Origin of the sequence: Paraburkholderia sp. BL23I1N1 (assembly GCF_003610295.1) — a bacterium.
Classification (GTDB): Bacteria; Pseudomonadota; Gammaproteobacteria; order Burkholderiales; family Burkholderiaceae; genus Paraburkholderia.
Map to the genome: position 1 here is coordinate 1,376,429 of NZ_RAPV01000001.1, position 17,712 is coordinate 1,394,140.

General features: G+C 62.6%; 26 protein-coding genes. 24 read left to right on the forward strand and 2 right to left on the reverse strand.

The features are described 5' to 3' along the window. Nucleotides 1-7: 7 nt before the first annotated feature. The 9 genes from B0G76_RS06500 (at nucleotide 8) to B0G76_RS06545 (ending at nucleotide 4,284) form a co-directional block, all read left to right on the forward strand. A complete protein-coding gene (locus B0G76_RS06500) occupies nucleotides 8-310 on the forward strand; it encodes a hypothetical protein (RefSeq protein ID WP_147394016.1) in 303 nt (100 codons plus the stop codon). 101 nt (nucleotides 311-411) lie between these two features. Beyond that, a complete protein-coding gene (locus B0G76_RS06505; protein ID WP_259460521.1) occupies nucleotides 412-690 on the forward strand; it encodes a hypothetical protein in 279 nt (92 codons plus the stop codon). A gap of 385 nt (nucleotides 691-1,075) precedes the next feature. Beyond that, entirely contained in the window at nucleotides 1,076-1,393 is a 318-nt protein-coding gene (locus B0G76_RS06515) for a hypothetical protein (protein ID WP_147394017.1), read from the forward strand. Nucleotides 1,394-1,395: 2 nt separating this feature from the next. Further along, on the forward strand, nucleotides 1,396-1,743 hold the full coding sequence (locus B0G76_RS06520) for a hypothetical protein (RefSeq protein ID WP_120291041.1): 348 nt from the start codon (nucleotides 1,396-1,398) through the stop codon (nucleotides 1,741-1,743). Next, nucleotides 1,737-2,174: a DUF1364 family protein gene (locus tag B0G76_RS06525; RefSeq protein WP_120291043.1), complete on the forward strand. Its 438-nt coding sequence runs from the start codon at nucleotides 1,737-1,739 to the stop codon at nucleotides 2,172-2,174. Before B0G76_RS06520 ends, B0G76_RS06525 begins: the two co-directional genes overlap by 7 nt. Next, complete coding sequence (locus B0G76_RS06530; protein ID WP_147394018.1) at nucleotides 2,167-2,763, forward strand: hypothetical protein; 597 nt, start codon at nucleotides 2,167-2,169, stop codon at nucleotides 2,761-2,763. The genes B0G76_RS06525 and B0G76_RS06530 overlap by 8 nt, the downstream gene beginning before the upstream one ends. A gap of 29 nt (nucleotides 2,764-2,792) precedes the next feature. Then, the gene (locus tag B0G76_RS06535) at nucleotides 2,793-3,395 is read left to right on the forward strand and encodes a hypothetical protein (protein WP_120291047.1); all 603 of its coding nucleotides are present in this window, start codon (nucleotides 2,793-2,795) and stop codon (nucleotides 3,393-3,395) included. After that, nucleotides 3,392-3,583: a hypothetical protein gene (locus tag B0G76_RS06540; RefSeq protein ID WP_120291049.1), complete on the forward strand. Its 192-nt coding sequence runs from the start codon at nucleotides 3,392-3,394 to the stop codon at nucleotides 3,581-3,583. Before B0G76_RS06535 ends, B0G76_RS06540 begins: the two co-directional genes overlap by 4 nt. Further along, entirely contained in the window at nucleotides 3,580-4,284 is a 705-nt protein-coding gene (locus tag B0G76_RS06545; RefSeq protein WP_120291051.1) for a DNA-binding protein, read from the forward strand. Before B0G76_RS06540 ends, B0G76_RS06545 begins: the two co-directional genes overlap by 4 nt. Before the next feature lie 506 nt (nucleotides 4,285-4,790). Here B0G76_RS06545 and B0G76_RS06555 read toward each other — a convergent pair. Then, nucleotides 4,791-5,117, reverse strand: coding sequence for a helix-turn-helix domain-containing protein (locus tag B0G76_RS06555; protein ID WP_120291055.1), 327 nt, complete (start codon nucleotides 5,115-5,117; stop codon nucleotides 4,791-4,793). Beyond that, nucleotides 5,101-5,355: a type II toxin-antitoxin system RelE/ParE family toxin gene (locus B0G76_RS06560; RefSeq protein WP_120291057.1), complete on the reverse strand. Its 255-nt coding sequence runs from the start codon at nucleotides 5,353-5,355 to the stop codon at nucleotides 5,101-5,103. Before B0G76_RS06560 ends, B0G76_RS06555 begins: the two co-directional genes overlap by 17 nt. 62 nt (nucleotides 5,356-5,417) lie before the next feature. Between B0G76_RS06560 and B0G76_RS06565 the strand changes: the two genes are divergently transcribed. From B0G76_RS06565 to B0G76_RS06635, 15 genes are all read left to right on the forward strand, one after another. After that, complete coding sequence (locus B0G76_RS06565) at nucleotides 5,418-5,666, forward strand: hypothetical protein (protein WP_120291059.1); 249 nt, start codon at nucleotides 5,418-5,420, stop codon at nucleotides 5,664-5,666. Next, nucleotides 5,666-6,331 (forward strand): hypothetical protein, encoded by a 666-nt coding sequence (locus tag B0G76_RS06570; protein ID WP_120291061.1) that lies wholly within the window; start codon nucleotides 5,666-5,668, stop codon nucleotides 6,329-6,331. Before B0G76_RS06565 ends, B0G76_RS06570 begins: the two co-directional genes overlap by 1 nt. Nucleotides 6,332-6,592: 261 nt before the next feature. Further along, complete coding sequence (locus tag B0G76_RS06575; protein WP_147394019.1) at nucleotides 6,593-7,195, forward strand: hypothetical protein; 603 nt, start codon at nucleotides 6,593-6,595, stop codon at nucleotides 7,193-7,195. Then, the gene (locus tag B0G76_RS06580) at nucleotides 7,188-9,281 is read left to right on the forward strand and encodes a terminase gpA endonuclease subunit (RefSeq protein ID WP_120291065.1); all 2,094 of its coding nucleotides are present in this window, start codon (nucleotides 7,188-7,190) and stop codon (nucleotides 9,279-9,281) included. Before B0G76_RS06575 ends, B0G76_RS06580 begins: the two co-directional genes overlap by 8 nt. Nucleotides 9,282-9,286: 5 nt before the next feature. Further along, nucleotides 9,287-9,556: a gpW family head-tail joining protein gene (gene gpW / locus B0G76_RS06585; protein WP_120291067.1), complete on the forward strand. Its 270-nt coding sequence runs from the start codon at nucleotides 9,287-9,289 to the stop codon at nucleotides 9,554-9,556. Continuing rightward, nucleotides 9,556-11,208 (forward strand): phage portal protein, encoded by a 1,653-nt coding sequence (locus B0G76_RS06590; protein WP_120291069.1) that lies wholly within the window; start codon nucleotides 9,556-9,558, stop codon nucleotides 11,206-11,208. Before gpW ends, B0G76_RS06590 begins: the two co-directional genes overlap by 1 nt. Beyond that, complete coding sequence (locus B0G76_RS06595; RefSeq protein WP_120291071.1) at nucleotides 11,205-12,089, forward strand: S49 family peptidase; 885 nt, start codon at nucleotides 11,205-11,207, stop codon at nucleotides 12,087-12,089. The genes B0G76_RS06590 and B0G76_RS06595 overlap by 4 nt, the downstream gene beginning before the upstream one ends. 65 nt (nucleotides 12,090-12,154) lie before the next feature. Further along, the gene (locus tag B0G76_RS06600; protein ID WP_147394020.1) at nucleotides 12,155-12,784 is read left to right on the forward strand and encodes a hypothetical protein; all 630 of its coding nucleotides are present in this window, start codon (nucleotides 12,155-12,157) and stop codon (nucleotides 12,782-12,784) included. 42 nt (nucleotides 12,785-12,826) lie between these two features. Further along, a complete protein-coding gene (locus B0G76_RS06605) occupies nucleotides 12,827-13,483 on the forward strand; it encodes a head decoration protein (RefSeq protein WP_120291075.1) in 657 nt (218 codons plus the stop codon). 75 nt (nucleotides 13,484-13,558) lie between these two features. Next, nucleotides 13,559-14,596, forward strand: a complete 1,038-nt coding sequence (locus B0G76_RS06610; protein WP_120291077.1) for a major capsid protein — start codon at nucleotides 13,559-13,561, stop codon at nucleotides 14,594-14,596. A 2-nt stretch (nucleotides 14,597-14,598) separates the two neighbouring features. Further along, nucleotides 14,599-14,907, forward strand: coding sequence for a hypothetical protein (locus B0G76_RS06615; RefSeq protein ID WP_120291079.1), 309 nt, complete (start codon nucleotides 14,599-14,601; stop codon nucleotides 14,905-14,907). After that, nucleotides 14,904-15,458: an ATP-binding protein gene (locus B0G76_RS06620; RefSeq protein ID WP_120291081.1), complete on the forward strand. Its 555-nt coding sequence runs from the start codon at nucleotides 14,904-14,906 to the stop codon at nucleotides 15,456-15,458. Before B0G76_RS06615 ends, B0G76_RS06620 begins: the two co-directional genes overlap by 4 nt. A 9-nt stretch (nucleotides 15,459-15,467) precedes the next feature. Then, nucleotides 15,468-15,740 carry a DUF2635 domain-containing protein gene (locus tag B0G76_RS06625; protein WP_120291083.1) on the forward strand — a complete coding sequence of 91 codons (273 nt, stop codon included), beginning with the start codon at nucleotides 15,468-15,470 and terminating at the stop codon, nucleotides 15,738-15,740. Continuing rightward, a complete protein-coding gene (locus B0G76_RS06630; RefSeq protein ID WP_120291085.1) occupies nucleotides 15,741-17,255 on the forward strand; it encodes a phage tail sheath subtilisin-like domain-containing protein in 1,515 nt (504 codons plus the stop codon). A 70-nt stretch (nucleotides 17,256-17,325) separates the two neighbouring features. After that, a complete protein-coding gene (locus B0G76_RS06635) occupies nucleotides 17,326-17,712 on the forward strand; it encodes a phage tail tube protein (RefSeq protein ID WP_120291087.1) in 387 nt (128 codons plus the stop codon).

Here is a 17,712-nt window from a genome sequence, read left to right on the forward strand (position 1 = left end):
GATTCCCATGAAGGCAAGCAACCCCGCAAGAGACGAAGACGACAGCGTCGACGAGAACAACCTGATGCCAGCGATCGATCGCGCGCATTCAGCTGCTGAACGTCTCGAAACCAGCATCGTGGATCTGCGCCGGCGCGTGACGCCGATCCTCCTGCCGAGCCACTCGCTGAAGTCGAGCGAAGACGACGATCGGGATGAGCGGAAGGAACCCGATTTCTCACCCGCATCCGCCGAGCTTGCGGTGCTAATTCGCCGGATCAACGACGCGCGTGCGCAGATCGAACTGATCACGCATTTGGCACGGACCTGACGAAGCGTGTTTCTCACCATTCAACGTGACGGCTGCCGATAGCCAGCGCGTAGAAGACCTCACCAGCCGCAGCTGGTGACAACCTCAACATGGAGCAACAAATGTCGAAGATGCGAGCGAAGTTACAAGTTGGTTTCGTGCAGGCACACATGGGCTGGGTCGATCCTGCCTCGGGCAAGACACCTGAAAAGTCGATGGAGACGCTGACGATGCATGCGGTGGCGAAATCGACCCCGTACGGCGATGACGGCCTCGACGAGGACAACACGTTTGCGAAGTTCTCGCCTGGCGCAACCCTGCAGATCAACATCGCGAACCCCGAGCTCTGGGGCAAGTTCAACGTCGGCGACAAGTTCTACGTCGACTTCACACCGGCCTGACATTTCGCCAGCGAGCCGCCGGAACCATGAAAGCCGCCTGGGACGTCGTGAAGTTTCGCGTCAGCCGTGTCGATCCGGATGCACCGCTTCCGGAACCCGGCGACGAGATGCGGACGGCTACCGGGCGGCGGTACCAGATTCTTAAGATCTCGCCGAAGTCTGTCACCTGCCTCGTGCTCCCTCGCGACGCAGAGCAGCAAGGGAAGGTGTGGATCTGGGAATGGAATAAACGTAGGCGGTAACGCCCCTCAAATCACACGGAGAAAATGGACATGAGTACCGCGTACGTCCCGCACCAGCAGCGCGTTCTCGATGAGAAGACGGAACTCGACGTGAAGCGATCGAAGCTTCGCGACTTCATTAAGGGTGAATGGTGAGAAAGCCCTTGCACCGCGTGCTCCGAGGTATCGCCGGTTCGGACTTTGCGGGCTTGCAGGCCGAACAACGGGAAGCAATCCGTCAGGCCGCGGCCGAGATCGAGGGGCACGACGAGGCATTCGCCGTGGTGGTGGCAGACAGGGCTGGTACCTCGCAAAGACTCGAGCAGGCGCAGAACAACCACCGTCACACGCTCGACTTCCTCGCGCGATGGCGTGAGCTGCTCGTCGCATTGCACGCCGAGATGCCAAACGACATCCGCATCAAGCGCGCGCTGATGGGTGAGCACCCGATGCGGCCGGCGGCATGGGAGAAACAGCAGTGAAGATGACCTTCATCGTCCCGGCGCAATTCACGGTGTACGGCGTGCCGCAGCGCGAGCGGCCGCCGTGCCTCGTCCAGTGCGATGTCGTCGAGCTCGTTCGCACGTTCGCCCACTCGCCATGGAAGTTCCGCAATAGCCTGCGCCGCGGCTTGCGCGTCAGCTACACGGCTTATGTCCGCATCCCTGCCTGGATCACACCGCCGGAGAACTGGCCTCGCCTCGAGACAGGTGAGGTTGAGCTGCGCGTGCCGCTGCATTTCAACCAGCGTGTCCCGTTGCCGGCTTTCCCGCCTGACAGCAACCGCGTTCGGTTAGATGACGTCGTCCAGTTGCGGGACGAGCCATGCTGACCCGTAAGACGCCATTGCGCCGCACCCCCTGGAAAAGCTCACCTGTCGAGTCGAAGGACTGGCGCACCGAGTTACACAGCGGCGGCATCAAGCGCAAAGCACGGAAGAAGCGCAGCGGCCACGACGCGAAGATGCGCAACGCGTGCCGCGACCAGATCTGCTATCTGCGCGTGCCCGGTGTCTGTCACCAGCTCGAGCGCGAAGACACGATCGTGCCGTGTCACAGCAACGAGAGCGAGCACGGGAAAGCAGGGATGCGCAAGGCCGATGACAAATACACGGTGCCGGGATGCGGCCTATGTCACTACTGGCTCGACTTCGGCGGCGCGCCGCAGATGCTGAAGTGCTCGACGTGGCGGCGCGCATACAGGGAATGGTCAGAGGTGCGTGACGGCATGCCTGACGAGTCAGTGGGAGAGATCGATGGTTGATGCAACGCGGCCAGGTGGTTCGGCAATGCGCTGGTCGGAAGATGAAGACGAGATCCTTCGCGAGATATGGACGCTGCGCACGCCGTTGAAGGTTTCGGCCGCGCGGTTGCCCGGAAGGTCTGTTCGCGGCATACAGATGCGCGCGGAGACTCTTGAGTTGCCGCGCCGCCGGCAGGCTCGCGGGACATCCGACACGCGTCCCGCGTTCGTTGCGCTGTGGAGCGCTCTGAAGAGGCGAGGCACACGCATCGAGTTGGCGACGCGCGCTGGCGTGTCAAATCAGACGGCCGGTGACTTCATCAAGCATTTCCGCGCGCAGATGCACATCGTCGACTGGTATCGCCCGGCGGACGGCCCGACCACACCGATTTACAAAGCCGGTGCGGGCGTCGACAAGCCAAAGCCGCCGAACAAGCCACGCGACAAGATCTACAGCGATTACTGGAAGCGGATGAAGCGCGAGCGGCCGGATCTCGCGGCGGCGCGCATTGCGCGGACCACATTCAAGCGGCTGGAGCGCGAGGGCAAGTTAATGCGCCGCGATCCAGCAGCTGTTGCGCTATTCGGCACCGCCGGCGGCGCGCAATAGGCAGTTCCCTTCAATCACAGGAGATCAATGTGACTCTGCTATTTATCCTTGCACTCAACTTCGCAGTCAGCTGGTTTAACTGTTACTCGATCGGGGGCATCTGGACCGAATCCAAGGCGCTCGGGGGCTTCCCGCGGCTCCTTGCATGGTGCGGGGCCATTCAGGCTGCGATCGGCTTCAGCAGCGTGTTCGGCTTCCTCATGGGGTACGCGCTGCACGTGACCGGGCACCTTCCGCCGCAGGTCGCAACCGGTGCGATGTCGCTCTGGTATCTGCTTGTGATCGTCCCTCTCCTCGGCACGGGCCTGATCATCACCATCCAGTCGTGGATCGCGGCGTTCCGCGAGCGCAGCCTTCTCAACATGGGCACGGCCGCATACAACACGTTCGCGCAGCTGCACAACATGTATGGCGCGATCGACGGAATCGCCGACGCGATGAGTGGCGTCGGAAGGCTGTTCGACGGCGACAGCGAAGACAGTGGCGGCGCGTTGGCGCTGTTCGCGATCGCGTTGGCGGTCGCGGCGCTCGCCAGCGGGATCGTGCTGACCGTGATCCTCATTCGCCGCTACGCAGGCCGCTTGCCGTTGCCGCAGCGTGAAGTCTCGAAGACGGCGGCGCGCTACGCGTGAGCGAACCGCTTGAATGGTGGAAATACCGCGATCCGCTCGAAGTACTCGAGCGGCGCGAGAGCGAACGCTGCGTGGGATGCATCCATGCGATCGCGAAGGAAGATCCATTCGGCGGTGTCCGGATGGTTTGCAGAAAGGGCAGGAAGTACGGAAAGCGCTGTGCGCAATACAAGGAAACCAACGGATGACCCAGACCACAGAGAAGCTGTTCCGCACGCCGCAGGACGCGCTGATATTCGCGTTCAACTATTCCATGCAGCGAGGGGACCGCTCGCTGACCGATCGCATGGCCGCGCCATCGCCGCGTACGGGGAAAGGCCTGAGCGGCAACGACGGCGCCGCTCAGGCCGGGATGATCCGCCGCGAGCTCGAGGAGTTGACCGATATCGAGCGCGCCGTGCTGGTGGCTCGGTTCGCGCCGCGTTCATGGCCCTGTGCGTGCGGCCGCGCATGCTGTTCCGGATACACGCCGAACCCGGAGTACCTCGGGGCTATCAGCCTGCTGACGCAGGCAGCGATGAGCGCGCTCGCGGGCCGCGTCGTTCATTACCAACTGCGCCGCGGACTTGTCGAGAAGGCGGCCGGCGCAAAAGTCGAGATCAAGGCGCTGGCGCTCAAATGCGAGGTGTCGGAGAAGACTGCCGAGGCGCATTGGCAGCTCATCAAACTGTGGTTCCAGGGGCGTGCGAAGCCGAAGAAGGTTAAGCCGTCGAAGCGTACGCGCACGGCCGCCGGTGTCGGCGCAGCTGATGTGACGGACGAGCCGCATCTGCACGATGAAGCGGTCGAGCAGCCTGATGTGGCCAGCTCCGCCGATGGGCTCGAATCTCGCGCCCGAAAGGCGGCGGATTCTCTTCTCTCGACTCTCACCTTCATAGGCGAGGGTTAGTCGGTAATCGTCAGGATTTTGACGCACTTAGCGTGCCATAATCGCGCGCGCCACGGCGCTGGACCGTGGCCGTAAATGGGGAAAGCAAAAAATGCGTACGTTAATTCTCGGGCTGAGCGCGGCCATATCGGTGTGTGCCGTGGGCGCCCCTCGGATCGCCTTCGCTAGCGGCTGCGACAGTTGGGCGAAATTCGCTGAGATTTCGGCATCCTTACGCGATAGTGGCGCCTCAGAGGATCAGGCGAACAAGCTCATGGGATCCTCGATCAAAGATGACGACGCGTTAGCGATAGCGACGACGATAAATCACCGCATTTACACGGAGCCAACACTTCGTGCCATGGACTCGAAGCGGGTCGGAAACGCCATGCGGAAGGCCTGCCAAGCCGGATAACCGATCGGTCGCTCTTGACGGTTTCGGTTTTTGACCGTAAATTACGCGTCAATCTGACACTGTGAATAAGTGTCTCCAAAGCCCCGACTCGTTTGAGCGGGGCTTTTTCGTTTCAGAAGTCGAGCTGCTCGGCAGTGATGCCGAGTGCACCCGCGATCTTCTCGCGCGTCGACTTGCGCAGCCGTTGACCGTTTTCCTGTTGAGCGTATGCGGACTGCGTGATTCCAAGCTTCGCAGCCACATCGGCCTGGGTCAGACCGAGGTGCTCGCGCCATGCGCGCGCAGGCGGCGCGCCATCGACCGTGCGACTCACGACCTCGTGTGGGATCAACCCGCGCTCGGCGCCATAACGAGCCACGTAGTCGGCATAGGGCATCACCACGAAGACCGGTTTTCCGTCCGGCCCGTTGATGACTTGGATGTTAGTAGGTGCGTTCATCGCGTTTCCTCACTTCTTCGATCTCGACGACCTTGATTGCGCCGTCCCAGTTGAACAGGACCCGGTAGTTACCGACGCGCAGTCTGTATTCATACTCGTGGTTCGTCAGCGCCTTGACGTTCTGGCAGTCGGGCATCGCCGACAAGGTTGCGACGCCGTTGCGGATCTGGACCTGATGCTGAGAGTCCAGTTTCCGGAGCTGCTTCGCTGCTTTCTGGGTCCAGTTGATCTTGTTCATGGCTGAAATTATAAGCCGAATATTAGTTTTTGCAACTGGAACATTAGTTTTCGCGGACCGCCATGAAGAGATCGAAGAAGGCTGCAGCGCCTAAAGCGGCGCGTCCACGCCTCGGCGAGAGCGTCATTGTGCGCGCGCCGTTCTTTCCGAAGCCGACTGTCGGTATCGTCATCGGCCTATATGAGGAAGACACGAACGATATCGCCGTGCAGGCCTTCCCGGTCGGCCGCGATTCGCTGCAGATCCCGGCCATTCCGTATTTCGACGCGGAGCCCGACGTCAGTGTGCGGTCGGCGACGTGGCTGGCGTAATGACGATCCGCGTTTCGTCGAACGCCAACGCGCTTGCGCGCAGCCTCGACGACTTCATAAAACGGCAACTGCCGTTCGCGATCGCCCAAGGCATCAATAAGACGGCCCAGCGTGTAGCGGAGGCCGAGAGCGAGAACATCGTTCAGACGCTGAAGAATCCAACGCCATTCACGCGCAAGTCGGTCGGCGTGCGACGTGCCAAGAAGGGCTCGCCCACTGCGGTCGTGTTCATGAAGGACATCACCGCCAGCTATCTGCAGCCATACGAGACCGGCGGTGTGCACAAGCTGCCGGGCACGGCGCTGCTGAACCCGAAGGACATCGCTCTCAACCAGTACGGCCAGCTGCCGCGCGGCATCATGGGCAAGCTGCGCGGGCGCAAAGACATCTACATCGGCGTGGTCAAGACAGCCAAGGGCAGCATCAACGGTGTGTGGCAGCGTCTCGATGTATCTCGCAATGGTGGCGTGCGAAAGAAGCGCGTCGCACACGGTGGTCTGTACGACAAGCACCTCGGTGCGTTGAAGCTGCTCATTCGTTTCGGCGATGCGCTGCCCGTGAAGAAGCAGCTGAACTGGGGCAAGCGCGCGAAGCAGATCGTCGACCAGTGGATCGACCGAGACCTCGCCGACGCCCTCGCAGCGGCCCGCAGGACGGCCCGGTGAGGGCCGCAGGAGGGTGGCCGGTCACCCTCCGAGACGGCTCCATGGCGGGCGGGTCCTTCCCGGGGATCGCCGAATACGCGGGCATTGCGCGCGCGTGTTCTTTCCGTTCCATTGAGTAAAAAAAACCCGTTACACGTTACACCTATGGCGGCATCGAACGCAGCGCAAAGCCACGCGGCGTCTGGGAAGCGTGGTGTAACGAAGGGTGGTGGAAAAACTCGGGGGAAGGCGCAAGTCGTTACACCGGTCGCCGTTACACCGGTGGGCAGCGACGGGATGATCGGGAAGGCGGCGCTTTGCGAAGCGCTGGGCTGGACGCGGCCGAAGCTGGATCGTCGGCTCGAGAGCGACGAGAACTTTCCGATCGCGCAGCGCGGCACCCGCGCCGGCGGTTGGGCTTTCGATCTCGCCGCGGTGCGCACTTATCTGGAAAACGGATCGCTCGCAACGGCGTCGGCATTGGCGCCGACGGCGGCCGCACACTTTGATCAGCGCTTCGATCCGCAGGCTGCACGCAATCCATATCCCGGGGCGAAGTACTCGGTCGTCCCGCCGGCCGGCGTCGAGCCGGTCGTGCACTCTGGTGAGCAGACCGCACGCCAGCGGCGCGACATGGTGCAGGCCGAGATCCTCGAGGACAAGCTGCGCCGCGATCGCGGCGAGCTGGTGCAGGCCGAGGTGATGCGTCAGGTCATCACGAAGATGCTGGTGCATCTCGGCAAGGGTCTCGACCGTCTGGCAGATCAGGTGGTCGACAAGCTGGGACTGCCGGAGTCGAATGCCGACGACATCCGGGATCTGACTGACGACCTGCGGGCAACGATGGTCGACGAGCTGAACGTGTTGCTGGGTCCCGATGCTTGAGAACGCTTACGCCGACGCGTACCAGATCGCGCGTGAGGCGCTAGCGGCATTCATCCCGCCGAAACGCGAGACGGTTGCGCAGTACGCCGCGATGAACCGTCGACTGTCGAACCAGGGCGGCGGCTTCGTCGGACGCTGGCACCACGAGAAAGCGCCATATCTCGTCGCACCGATGGAGACGCTGACCCGGCTCGACTACCTGACGACGGTGATTGTCGGTCCTGGACAGTCAGGAAAAACTGAGGTTGCTCAGAACTGGTTGCTCAAGTCGGTCGCGAACGACCCGGGCGACATGCTCTGGTACATGCAAACGGATCCGGGTCTCGAGGCCTTCGTCAAGAGTCGGATCAACACGCAGATCAATAGCCATCCCGAGATGGCCATGCGGCTCGGGTCGAAGCCCGTCGACGACTCGTTGCACTACAAGATGTTCGACGGCATGCACGTCGAATTCCTGTCGGCAAACGACAACAACCTGATCAACAAGTCGGCGCCGCGGATCGTGGCCGACGAGGTCGACGCGTATCCGGAGTCGCTCGGCGACATCAAGGCTGTGCTGGACGTGCGCCGGCAGACCTTCGGCCGCCAGTCGATGCTGCTCGCAATGAGCCACCCGGACCGCGCGCGCGGGATGGTGCCGGAGCGTGACTGGACCGCCGGCATCATGGCGCTGTACGGCGATAGCGATCGCCGCGTGTGGTACTGGCCGTGCCCACACTGCGGCGCTTGGTCGAGCCCGGTGCCGACCGCCGCGCGTTATATGGTGCTGCACTATCAGGACGACTTGAGCCTCGACGAGATTCAGGAGAAGGCGCGGCTCATCTGTCCCGTGAACGGCTGTCTGATCGAGGACCGCGAGCGACGAGCCATGAACCTCGCTGCGTACCGCTCGCCGTTCGGCGGGTGGGTCGGCGACGGCCAGGAGATCTCTCAAGACGGAGTCGTGACTGGCGAGCTTGCCGCGCGCGACAGCGCGGGTTTCTGGATCGTCGGCGCTATGTCGCCATTCATCCTCGGCGGCATTGGCGGTCTCGCCCGGGCGAAGGCGAAAGCGGAGCGCGAGTACGAGGTCGACGGTGATGACAAGACACTTCGTCAGGTGGTCGCCAAGCAGTGGGGCTTTCTGTATTCGCCCAAGCGCGGCACGGGTTCGATCGACGCGGGTGTGCTTGCGGAGCGTGCCGAGGCGGCGCTCAAGCTGGCAGAAGTTCCGGAGGGTGTGCGGTTCCTGACGGCCGGCGTTGATGCGAACGGCGGCCGCTTCGAGTGGTTGGTGCGCGGCTGGGGTGTAAACGGCGAGAGCTGGGTGATCGAGAAAGGCCGTGTTCTGGGCGATCCCGCGACGAACGCTGACGACTGGGATCAGCTGCTCGAGATCGTCACGCGGACCTACCTGCTTTCGGATGGCAGCCGCCGGCGAATGCCGATTCGTGCTTTCGGTTTCGACAGCGGCGGCGAAGCGGGCGTGACGCAGCAGGCGTATTCCGCATGGCGCCGCTGGCGAAAGATGGATGGCGTTGTGCGTCTGATCGGCAAGATCGCCGGTCGCGATGCGTGGACCGTGTTACCGACGAAGGGCGCAAGTGCGCTGCTCGCGCAGCGGCTTGTCGTGACGTACCCGGACACGGCCCGTAAATCGAATCGCGCGGCCGCCGGCGGTACGGTCCCGGTTGCCCAGTTCAACCCGAACAGCTTCAAGGATGATCTTTCCGGCCAGCTGCAGAAAGCGGATGTCGGCGAGTGGTACGTGCATTTCCCGTATGCATTGCGGTCTCCCGAAGAACCTCACCTCTGGTTCGAACAGCTGACCGCTGAGACGCGCATGAAGAACGGGCGATGGGAAAAATCCATCAAAAGCCGGCGCAACGAGGCGCTCGACCTGATGGTGCTCACACACGTGATGGCGCACCTGCACGGTCTCGCACAGATCGACTGGGCCAAGCCGCCGTCGTGGGCGGGGCCATGGGATACGAATTCAACCCTCATCGCAGGATCAGCCGCTGTGGCGCCGAGCGCGCCGCAGTCGGCGCCGAGCTCCGGCGCCACGCCGCAGAAGTCGAAATCCGCAGTTCACCGTTTCCGCTAAATCCTATGGCCACTACCGATCTCAGCTCGCCGTACTACGGCATGAGCGATGCGCAGCTGCAGGCCGCGCTCGTCTCGGCGCAGCAGGCCTTGATCGATCTGCGGACGGGAAAGAAACTCGTCTCCGTTTCGTACGCACAGGGCGGCGGCGCGCGCAGCGCTACCTTCCAGCAAACCGACATGGCGAACCTGCGCATGCTGATCGCGGAACTGCAGCAGGCACTCAACCCGGGCGTGTGCATTAATCGCCGCCGCTACATCACGCCGGTGTTTTGATGGCCAAAGAGATCACGCTGGTTGACGCGGGCGGCAATCCGATCCGCCGCGCGCGTGCCGACTATCCGAACGGGATGCCTCTACGGAGTCAGGTTGGTGCCTCGTTTTTCCCGTATCAGGCTGCGGAATGGCAGACGCAGGAGATGGGGGCGTGGCTGCCGTGGATCCGCTCGCCCGACGCCGAGATTACCCAGTTCCGCGATCGGATGGTGGCGCGCTCGCGCGATCAGGTTCGCAATGACGGTCGCTCGAGCGGCGGTATCACACGGATCCTCGACAGTGCGATCGGCGCTTCGCTGCGCCTGTCCGCTGCGCCTGACTATCGCGCATTGCGCCTCATCAGCGGGGCGAACTTCGATATCCAGTGGGCGAAGGAATTCGCGAGCGCCGTTGAGGCACGCTGGCGCATGTTCTCGAACGACCTGGACCGTTACAACGACGTGTCGAGGCAGCTCACCGTGTCGCAGCAGCTGCGTCTCGCGCTGCGTCACAAGCTGATCGACGGAGAGAATCTCGTCGTCAACTACTGGAAGCCCGAACGCGTTGGCCGCGGCGGCGCGCATTACGCGACCTGCTTTCTGGTTGTGGATCCGGACCGCCTGTCGAATCCCATGCAGATGTTGGACACGAAGCACCTGCGTGGTGGGGTCGAGGTCGACGACGACGGCGTACCGCTCGCATATCACATTCGCAAGGCGCACCAGAACGACTGGTACAACGCTGTCGAGAGCATGGAGTGGGAGCGCGTCGAGCGGGAAGACGATGACGGCTGGCGGCGCGTGATTCATGACTATGACCGGGATCGCGCAGGACAGAACCGCGGCATCGGCGTATTCATTCCAGTGCTCGCGCACGCGAAGATGCTCGCGCGTTACTACGGCATCGAGCTGCAGGCGGCGGCCCTCGCCGCATCGATCGGCACATACGTCACAAGCCCGTACGACCCGTCAGAAGTGCAGGATGCGCTCGGCGGCGACCAGGAGCTCAAGTTCTACCAGAGTCTGCGAAAAGACTGGAACGACGAGCGTCCGGCGATGTTCAACGGCGTGCGCGTGCCAGCGCTGGCGCCCGGCGAAAAAATCGAGGCGGTCGCGTCCGACCATCCGCACAACGGCTTCACCGAGTTCGTGCACGAGATGCAGGGATGTGTCGCTTCCGCGCTTGGCGTCCCGATTGAACAGGTGACGCAGGACTGGTCACGCAGCAACTACTCGAACATGCGCGGCTCAATGCTCGAGGGATGGAAGACGTTGATCCGCCGGCGGCTCGATTTTTCCGCGGGCACCGCGACGCCGATGTATGCGGTATGGCTTCGCGAGTCGATGGAGAACGACGAACTGCCGTTGCCGAAGGGCGCGCCCGACTTCCTGGAGGCTGCAACCGCCTACGCTGCCTGTTCGTGGCTCGGGCCCGCGCGTGGCTGGGTCGATCCGGTCAAGGAACCGCAGGGTTCCATTCTCAAGATGGACGCCGCGCTCACAACGCTCAAGCAGGAAGCCGCCGAGCAAGGCCTCGATTGGGAAGAAGTGATCGACCAGCGTCAGATCGAAATCGAGGCTTTCAAGAAACGCGGCATGCCTCTGCCCGAGTGGGGCGGAGGGGAACTTGCTTCGCGCACCGACGAACCTCCCGAACAGCCGAAGGCTGCATGATCAACTTTCCCCATCTGGCCACGCGGCTTTTCAACGTGCCGATCGCGATCCTGCCGCATAAGGCTGAAGTCGTGATGGCGGCACTTGCAGACCGGCTTGGTATCTCGCATCTCTTTCGCGGTGATGGCTCATCGCTCGAGCTGGCGAACGGCGGCGCGCGCGCGTTCCTCGACTCAGAGGACAACAGCGAGGAAGCGCAGTACAAGCCCTACGACGTAGCGCAAGGCGTCGCGCGCATCCCGATCGAAGGCACGCTAGTGCACAAGCTCGGGACGCTCGAGCCGTATTCGGGCATGACCGGCTACGACGGGATACGCGCGCTGCTGAGCATGGCGCTCGGAGATCCGGATGTGCGCGCGATCATGCTCGATATTGATTCTCCTGGCGGCGAGGTGGCGGGATGCTTCGACCTGGTCGACGCGATATACGACGCCCGCGGACGGAAGCCGATCTGGGCCGTGCTGACCGAAAGCGCCTATTCGGCTGCGTATGCGATCGCAAGTGCGGCCGACAGGATCATCGTCCCGCGCACGGGCGGCACCGGCAGCGTGGGTGTCATCTGCATGCATGTAGATATGTCGCAGGCACTTTCGAAGGCGGGGATCGACGTCACGCTCATCCACTATGGGGCGAAGAAAGCCGACGGCAATGAGTTCAATCCGTTGTCGAAAGACGCGCTCAACCGCTTCCAGTCCGACGTCGACAAGATGGGAGAGATCTTCGTCAAGACCGTTGCTCGCAATCGTGATCTCAAGACGGCCGTCGTGCGCGACACGGAGGCCGGCACCTTTCTCGGCGCCGCTGGCGTCGAAATCGGCTTTGCCGACGCCGTCATGGCGCCGGACGAAGCTTTCGCTTCCCTGCTCGCCGAGCTGGGCTAACTCATCCCACCATCAGGGTAAATCCAATGAGCAATACGTTACGCAACCTCATGTCACGAGGTGGGTTGAGCTTCGCCCATCTTGGCCGCGGCTCCCGCGCTTCCGACGATAGTCGGGATGACGACAGCGACAAAGGGAAGAAGAGCAAGCGCGCGTCGGACGACGATGACGATCAGCAGCAGGATCGTGAAAACGGCGACGGCAAACGCGGAAAGGCCGACGGCGGCGATTCGGATGATGACGACGACAGCGGTAACGGCAAAAGCGGGAAGCGCGCGTCGGACGACGATGATGACGACAGCGGCAAGGGGAAGAAGGGCAAACGTGCCGCTGACGACGATAACGACGAGCGCGCCGAAGAGGACGACGACGATGAAGAGGAGATGCGCGGCAAGAGCGCAAATGCTCGTGCGCGCCGTCGGGAGCGCGCCCGTTGCGCCGCCATCTTTGCCGCCAAGGGCGCCGGGCGAAACCCGGTTCTCGCATGCAAGCTGGCATTCACAACGTCGATGACGCGCAACGAGGCGATTGAGGTTCTCAACGGATCCCCGGCGCCGGAGGGCAGTCGCGGGCGTCGCGAGAATCCGAACCTTGGCATCGACAGCGACCGCAGCGTGTCGAGCGAGCAATCGATCCAGTCCAGCTGGGATCGAGCGTTCGAGAAAGCCGGCGCCAAACGTCGCCGCAGCCGCTGAACGGCGAGCGCGTAGTCCATCCCTTAACTCTGGAAACCGATCATGGCTCAAACCCCCCTCATCGAAAACCGGCACGACGGTGGCTTCCTCGTGTCGGAAGCGCGCGGGCACCGTTCGCGCGACGCGGTTACGTTTAGCGGCGCCGTAAGGCATCTTCCCGGCGAAGTGATCGCGAAGAAGGCCGGCGGCACAGCGACGGCCGCGGCGAAGGCTGGCAATACGGGCAATGGTGTCTTTACACTCGACGCGACGACGCCCGTGCTGCCGAATGCGAAAGCAGGCATCTACGTCGTGCGATGCACCGCCGCCGCGACGAACAGCGGCACATTTCGTGTGTTCGACCCCGCTGGCGATGTAGTCGGCGATATCGTCGTCGGCCAGACGTTTGCCGACCAGATCAAGTTTGCGATCGCGGACGGCGCGAGCGACTTTGTCGTGGGCGACGAGTTCGACGTCGACGTTTCGGTTACCTCGACAACCTTCGTACCGTTGAATCCGACGGCTACGGACGGAACGCAGGTCGCTGCAGCCATTTGCTTCGGAACTTATGACGCGACGTTGGCCGACGTCCCGGGCGCCGCTGTCATGCGTGATGTCGAAGTGAACGGCGGCGAGCTGATCTGGCCGACGGGGATCACCGCCGCGCAGCTTGCGACGGCGCAAAGCCAACTCGCCTCGCGGGGCATCATCACCCGCTAAGTCTTACCCATTGGGGTTGTTCTTTCCTTTGTCCTGTGGCCGCGTTCGCGGCCATTATTATTTCTGGAGCCGATAATGGCCAGTTTGGACGTATTCCATCAGGATGCCTTCTCGACCATCCAGCTCACGGCTGCGGTCGATAAATATCCGTACCAGCCGGTGGGGCTCGGGGATCTCGATATCTTCGAAGATGAGCCGATCCGAAATACCGTGCTCGCCGTCGAACAGCGGCAAGGCCAGTTGATTCTGATTCCGACGTCGCCGCGCGGCGCGGAAGGCACCCAGCGTGTCACTGAGCAGCGTGGAGCCCGCTATTTCAAGGTGCCGCGTCTGATGCACGACGACACGATCTACGCGAACGAGATTCAGGATATCCGAGCGTTCGGCACGGAATCCGAGCTCATGCAACTGCAGGCTGAACTGGCGCGCCGTGTCAGCGGCCCGACAGGCATTCTGCGCAATATCGAGTACACGTGGGAGTTCCACCGTCTCGCTGCCGTGCAAGGCCAATTGCTCGACGCGAACGGCTCGGTGATTTACAACTTTTTCGACGAGTTTGGCATCACGCCGGCAACGGAGGTGCCTTTCAATCTCGCTGCGGACACCCCCAACAGCATCCGTCCGATCTGCAATGGCATCCGCCGCGCGATGATGCGCAAGGCGCAAGGTGCGTGGTTGCCGACGACGAAGGTGTACGCAATGTGCGGCGATCAGTTTTACGACGACTTTGTGAATCACCCGGACGTGATCCGCACGTTCCTCAACTGGTCAGCTGCCGCGGATCTCCGCGACGATAGCCAGGGTGCTGCGTTCGACACCTTCAAGTTCGCCGGCATCTACTGGATGAACTACCGCGGTTCGGACGACAACACGACCATCAAGATCCCGGACGACAAGGTCAAGTTCTTCCCGGTCGGCGCGCCCGGCGTATTCCGACGCGCGCTCGCGCCTGGCGAGTCTTTCGAGTGGGTGAATACACCGGGCAAACCGATGTACATGATCCCGATCATGGATCGCGACCGTAATTCGTGGTGGAAGGTCGAGGGCTACTCGTATCCCCTCCATATCTGCACCCGACCGGAGATGCTGCAGAGCGGTCGCCTCGAGTCCTGATTGTGATCGACTTCGACGGAACGCTGAACGCCGCGATCAGCACGGTGCTCGGCGACGAAGTGCCGATCGCGTTTCCCGGTGTCAGCACGCCCGTGCTCGGCATCTTTTCGCTGATCACGGATCACATCTTCAGCGAAGAGGGCGTGGCGTCCGCGAATATCACGGTCGCGACGTTGGGCCTGCAGGTCTCGCAGCTACCGGCGCCCCCCCAGCAAGGCATCGTTGTCCAGATCAACGGGGCTAGCTATGTCGTGAAGGACATAGCGGTCGACGGCCTCGGGTGGGCATATCTCGATCTGGGTGCTCAATGACGACGTCCCGTGATCTGCGCGAGATCTCCGTGCAGGGGCTCGTCGTGCCCGGCGCGACAGCAGCCGGCACGAATGTCTTTTCGCCGCGCACCTGGGCAACGTGGGACGGGACGTACCCGATGCTGCTCGTTCAAACGCCGGACGAAGACGGTCAGTCGTGGGGCCCGCACGGTCCGCCGGCGTTCACTGTAACGACAACCCTTCGGGTGACGGCACGTGCGCAGGCCGCTGCGCAGACAGGCGACCTCGCTGCAGCAGTCGTCGAAGAGCAGCTCGAGACGCTACGCGAGCAGATCAAGGCGGCCCTCATCAACTATCCGCCGCTGATGTCGTTGCTTCAGCAATACCCATTTTTCAGGTCGACGATACAGCCCTCCGGCGAAGGCCAATCGCCGATCGGCACGCTGACGCTCGACGTCGGTCTCGAGTTTGTACAGGGACCGTACGACTTTTATCAGGCGGCGACGGTGCCGCTCACAGGCGTCGATCTGACGGTCCAGGTACCCGACGGCACGACGGTGCCGGGCCTGACGATCAACCTTCCCCAGTAGAGGATCCCCATGTTTGTGAAACCTGCTCCGGGCGTGCTCCTGCGCGACCCGGTCACGAAGCAGTTGCTGTCGGATTCGCCGGTTGAAGGGCTGAAGACGACTGTGGTGCCCGCCGAGGGCATGAAGGTCAGCGACTTCGACAAGTACTGGCTGCGCCGCATCCACGACCGCGATGCCGTGAAGGTATCGGACGTTTCCGTGGCGCAGCCGGCTTCCATCACCAGCAACGCTGGCACCGCACAGAGCGGCTCGGCCGGTGAAGCGGAAACCGGAGCAAATTAAATGGGTGATATCTCGTTTCCGAACATTCCACAGAACGTCCGCGTGCCGCTCTTCTATGCGGACATCGACCCGTCGAATGCGAACACCGGCCAGCAGACGCTGCGCGCGCTGATCCTCGGCCAGGTGCTGACCGGTAGTGCTGCCGTTCCCGGCAACGCTGTGATCTGTCAGGGCGTCGATGCAACCAAAGCGCTCGCTGGCCAGGGCTCGATGCTCGCACTGATGACCGCGGCGTATCGCAAACGCGACACGTTCGGTGAAGTGTGGCTGTTGCCGATGCAGGACGACCCCTCGTCGACCGCGGCCGCCGGCAGCCTCAACTTCACCAGTGTGCCGACAGCGACTGGAGTCCTGTCGCTGTACATCGGTGGCCAGATCGTCTCCCTCGTCGTGACGCCGACCATGTCGCTCGCGCAGCTCGCGACAGCGCTTGTCGCGCAGATCGGTACGCTGCCGGATCTGCCGGTGACGGCCGCCGTCGACGGCACGACCACGAGTAAGGTCGATCTGACGGCGAAGAACAAGGGGCTTGCAGGTAACGATATCGACCTGCAACTGAACTACGGCGGCACGCTCGCCGGCGAAGCCACACCGGCAGGGTTGGCAGCAACGATCGTCGCTATGGCCGGCGGCGCGACGAATCCGTCGACGCTGCCGACGGCGCTCGCTAATCTCGGTGATCAGCAGTTCGACTTCATCGCGTTCCCGTACACGGATAGCACGTCGCTGGCCGCGATCCAGTCGTTTCTGAGCACGCAGACGGGGCGATGGAGTTGGAGCGAGCAGCTCTACGGCGGCGCGTACGCGGCCTATCGCGGCACGCTCGGCACCCTCACGACCTTCGGCGTCACGCGCAATGATGAGCACGCGTCGATTATGGGTTTCAACGGCTCGCCGACCCCCGCATGGGTGATTGCCGCCGATATCGCGGCCGCTGTTGCAGTTTCAGCTCGCGCCGATCCGGCGCAGCCGCTGCAGACCGTAACGCTCGCGACGATGCAGCCGCCGCCGCGCCAGATGCGCTTTGCGCTGACCGACCGCAATACGTTGCTGTACGACGGGATCTCGACTTTCGACGTAGCCGACGACGGCACGGTATCGATCGAAAACCTGATCACGACGTATCAGAAGAACAGCTTCGGCAATGCGGACAACAGCTATCTCGAAGTCGAGACGATGAACACGCTGGCCTTCGTGCTGCGAGATCTCAAGTCGCTCGTGACGACGAAGTATGCGCGCAAGAAGCTGGCGGCCGACGGCACGCGCGTTGTGCCGGGAACGAATGTGGTCACGCCGAGCATGATCAAGGCGGACCTGATCGCGCGGTACGGAACGCTCGAGGAAAACGGTTATGTGCAGGGCAGCGCCGTCTTCGCGCAAGGCCTGATCGTGCAGCAGAACTCGCAGAATCCGAACCGGGTCGACGTGCTGTATCCGGCCATCCTGATTGACCAGCTGCGGATCTTCGCGCTGCTGATGCAATTCTCCAACATCGTCCCGGCGTCGACGACCTGACGGTCACTGCGCTACCTCGTAGTAGGCCGTCTTCAGGCGGCTTCTCTAATTTCCGCGTGGAGCATTCCAAATGCCATCTCAGACTGGTGGACTTCTCGCCGGCACCGCCGACCTGTCGGTCGACGGCACGACATACATGGTCACCGGCGATTTCAAATACAAGCCCGGGAACAAGAAGCGCGAGACACTCGGCGGTATGGACCGGATCCACGGTTTCAAGGAAACGCCCTCGGCCCCGTACATCGCGTTCAACCTGCGTGACTGGGGTGGGCTAACCGTGGCCGACATCAACAACTGGACCGACGTGACCTGCGTGGCCAAGCTCGCCAACGGCAAGACGGTGATCGGCAGCGCCATGTGGACGGTCGAGGAACAGGAAGTCGACTCGACCGAAGCGAAATTCGACGTCCGTCTCGAAGGGACTGACAATTCCGTGACCGAAGTTCCGACGAGCTGA

Coding starts and splice junctions, on each gene's coding strand:
- B0G76_RS06500 (WP_147394016.1), top strand. CDS start 8: ATGAAGGCAAGCAACCCCGCAAGAGACGAAGACGACAGCGTCGACGAG.
- B0G76_RS06505 (WP_259460521.1), top strand. CDS start 412: ATGTCGAAGATGCGAGCGAAGTTACAAGTTGGTTTCGTGCAGGCACAC.
- B0G76_RS06520 (WP_120291041.1), top strand. CDS start 1,396: ATGACCTTCATCGTCCCGGCGCAATTCACGGTGTACGGCGTGCCGCAG.
- B0G76_RS06525 (WP_120291043.1), top strand. CDS start 1,737: ATGCTGACCCGTAAGACGCCATTGCGCCGCACCCCCTGGAAAAGCTCA.
- B0G76_RS06530 (WP_147394018.1), top strand. CDS start 2,167: ATGGTTGATGCAACGCGGCCAGGTGGTTCGGCAATGCGCTGGTCGGAA.
- B0G76_RS06545 (WP_120291051.1), top strand. CDS start 3,580: ATGACCCAGACCACAGAGAAGCTGTTCCGCACGCCGCAGGACGCGCTG.
- B0G76_RS06555 (WP_120291055.1), bottom strand. CDS start 5,117: ATGAACGCACCTACTAACATCCAAGTCATCAACGGGCCGGACGGAAAA.
- B0G76_RS06560 (WP_120291057.1), bottom strand. CDS start 5,355: ATGAACAAGATCAACTGGACCCAGAAAGCAGCGAAGCAGCTCCGGAAA.
- B0G76_RS06565 (WP_120291059.1), top strand. CDS start 5,418: ATGAAGAGATCGAAGAAGGCTGCAGCGCCTAAAGCGGCGCGTCCACGC.
- B0G76_RS06570 (WP_120291061.1), top strand. CDS start 5,666: ATGACGATCCGCGTTTCGTCGAACGCCAACGCGCTTGCGCGCAGCCTC.
- B0G76_RS06580 (WP_120291065.1), top strand. CDS start 7,188: ATGCTTGAGAACGCTTACGCCGACGCGTACCAGATCGCGCGTGAGGCG.
- gpW (WP_120291067.1), top strand. CDS start 9,287: ATGGCCACTACCGATCTCAGCTCGCCGTACTACGGCATGAGCGATGCG.
- B0G76_RS06590 (WP_120291069.1), top strand. CDS start 9,556: ATGGCCAAAGAGATCACGCTGGTTGACGCGGGCGGCAATCCGATCCGC.
- B0G76_RS06595 (WP_120291071.1), top strand. CDS start 11,205: ATGATCAACTTTCCCCATCTGGCCACGCGGCTTTTCAACGTGCCGATC.
- B0G76_RS06605 (WP_120291075.1), top strand. CDS start 12,827: ATGGCTCAAACCCCCCTCATCGAAAACCGGCACGACGGTGGCTTCCTC.
- B0G76_RS06610 (WP_120291077.1), top strand. CDS start 13,559: ATGGCCAGTTTGGACGTATTCCATCAGGATGCCTTCTCGACCATCCAG.
- B0G76_RS06620 (WP_120291081.1), top strand. CDS start 14,904: ATGACGACGTCCCGTGATCTGCGCGAGATCTCCGTGCAGGGGCTCGTC.
- B0G76_RS06625 (WP_120291083.1), top strand. CDS start 15,468: ATGTTTGTGAAACCTGCTCCGGGCGTGCTCCTGCGCGACCCGGTCACG.
- B0G76_RS06630 (WP_120291085.1), top strand. CDS start 15,741: ATGGGTGATATCTCGTTTCCGAACATTCCACAGAACGTCCGCGTGCCG.
- B0G76_RS06635 (WP_120291087.1), top strand. CDS start 17,326: ATGCCATCTCAGACTGGTGGACTTCTCGCCGGCACCGCCGACCTGTCG.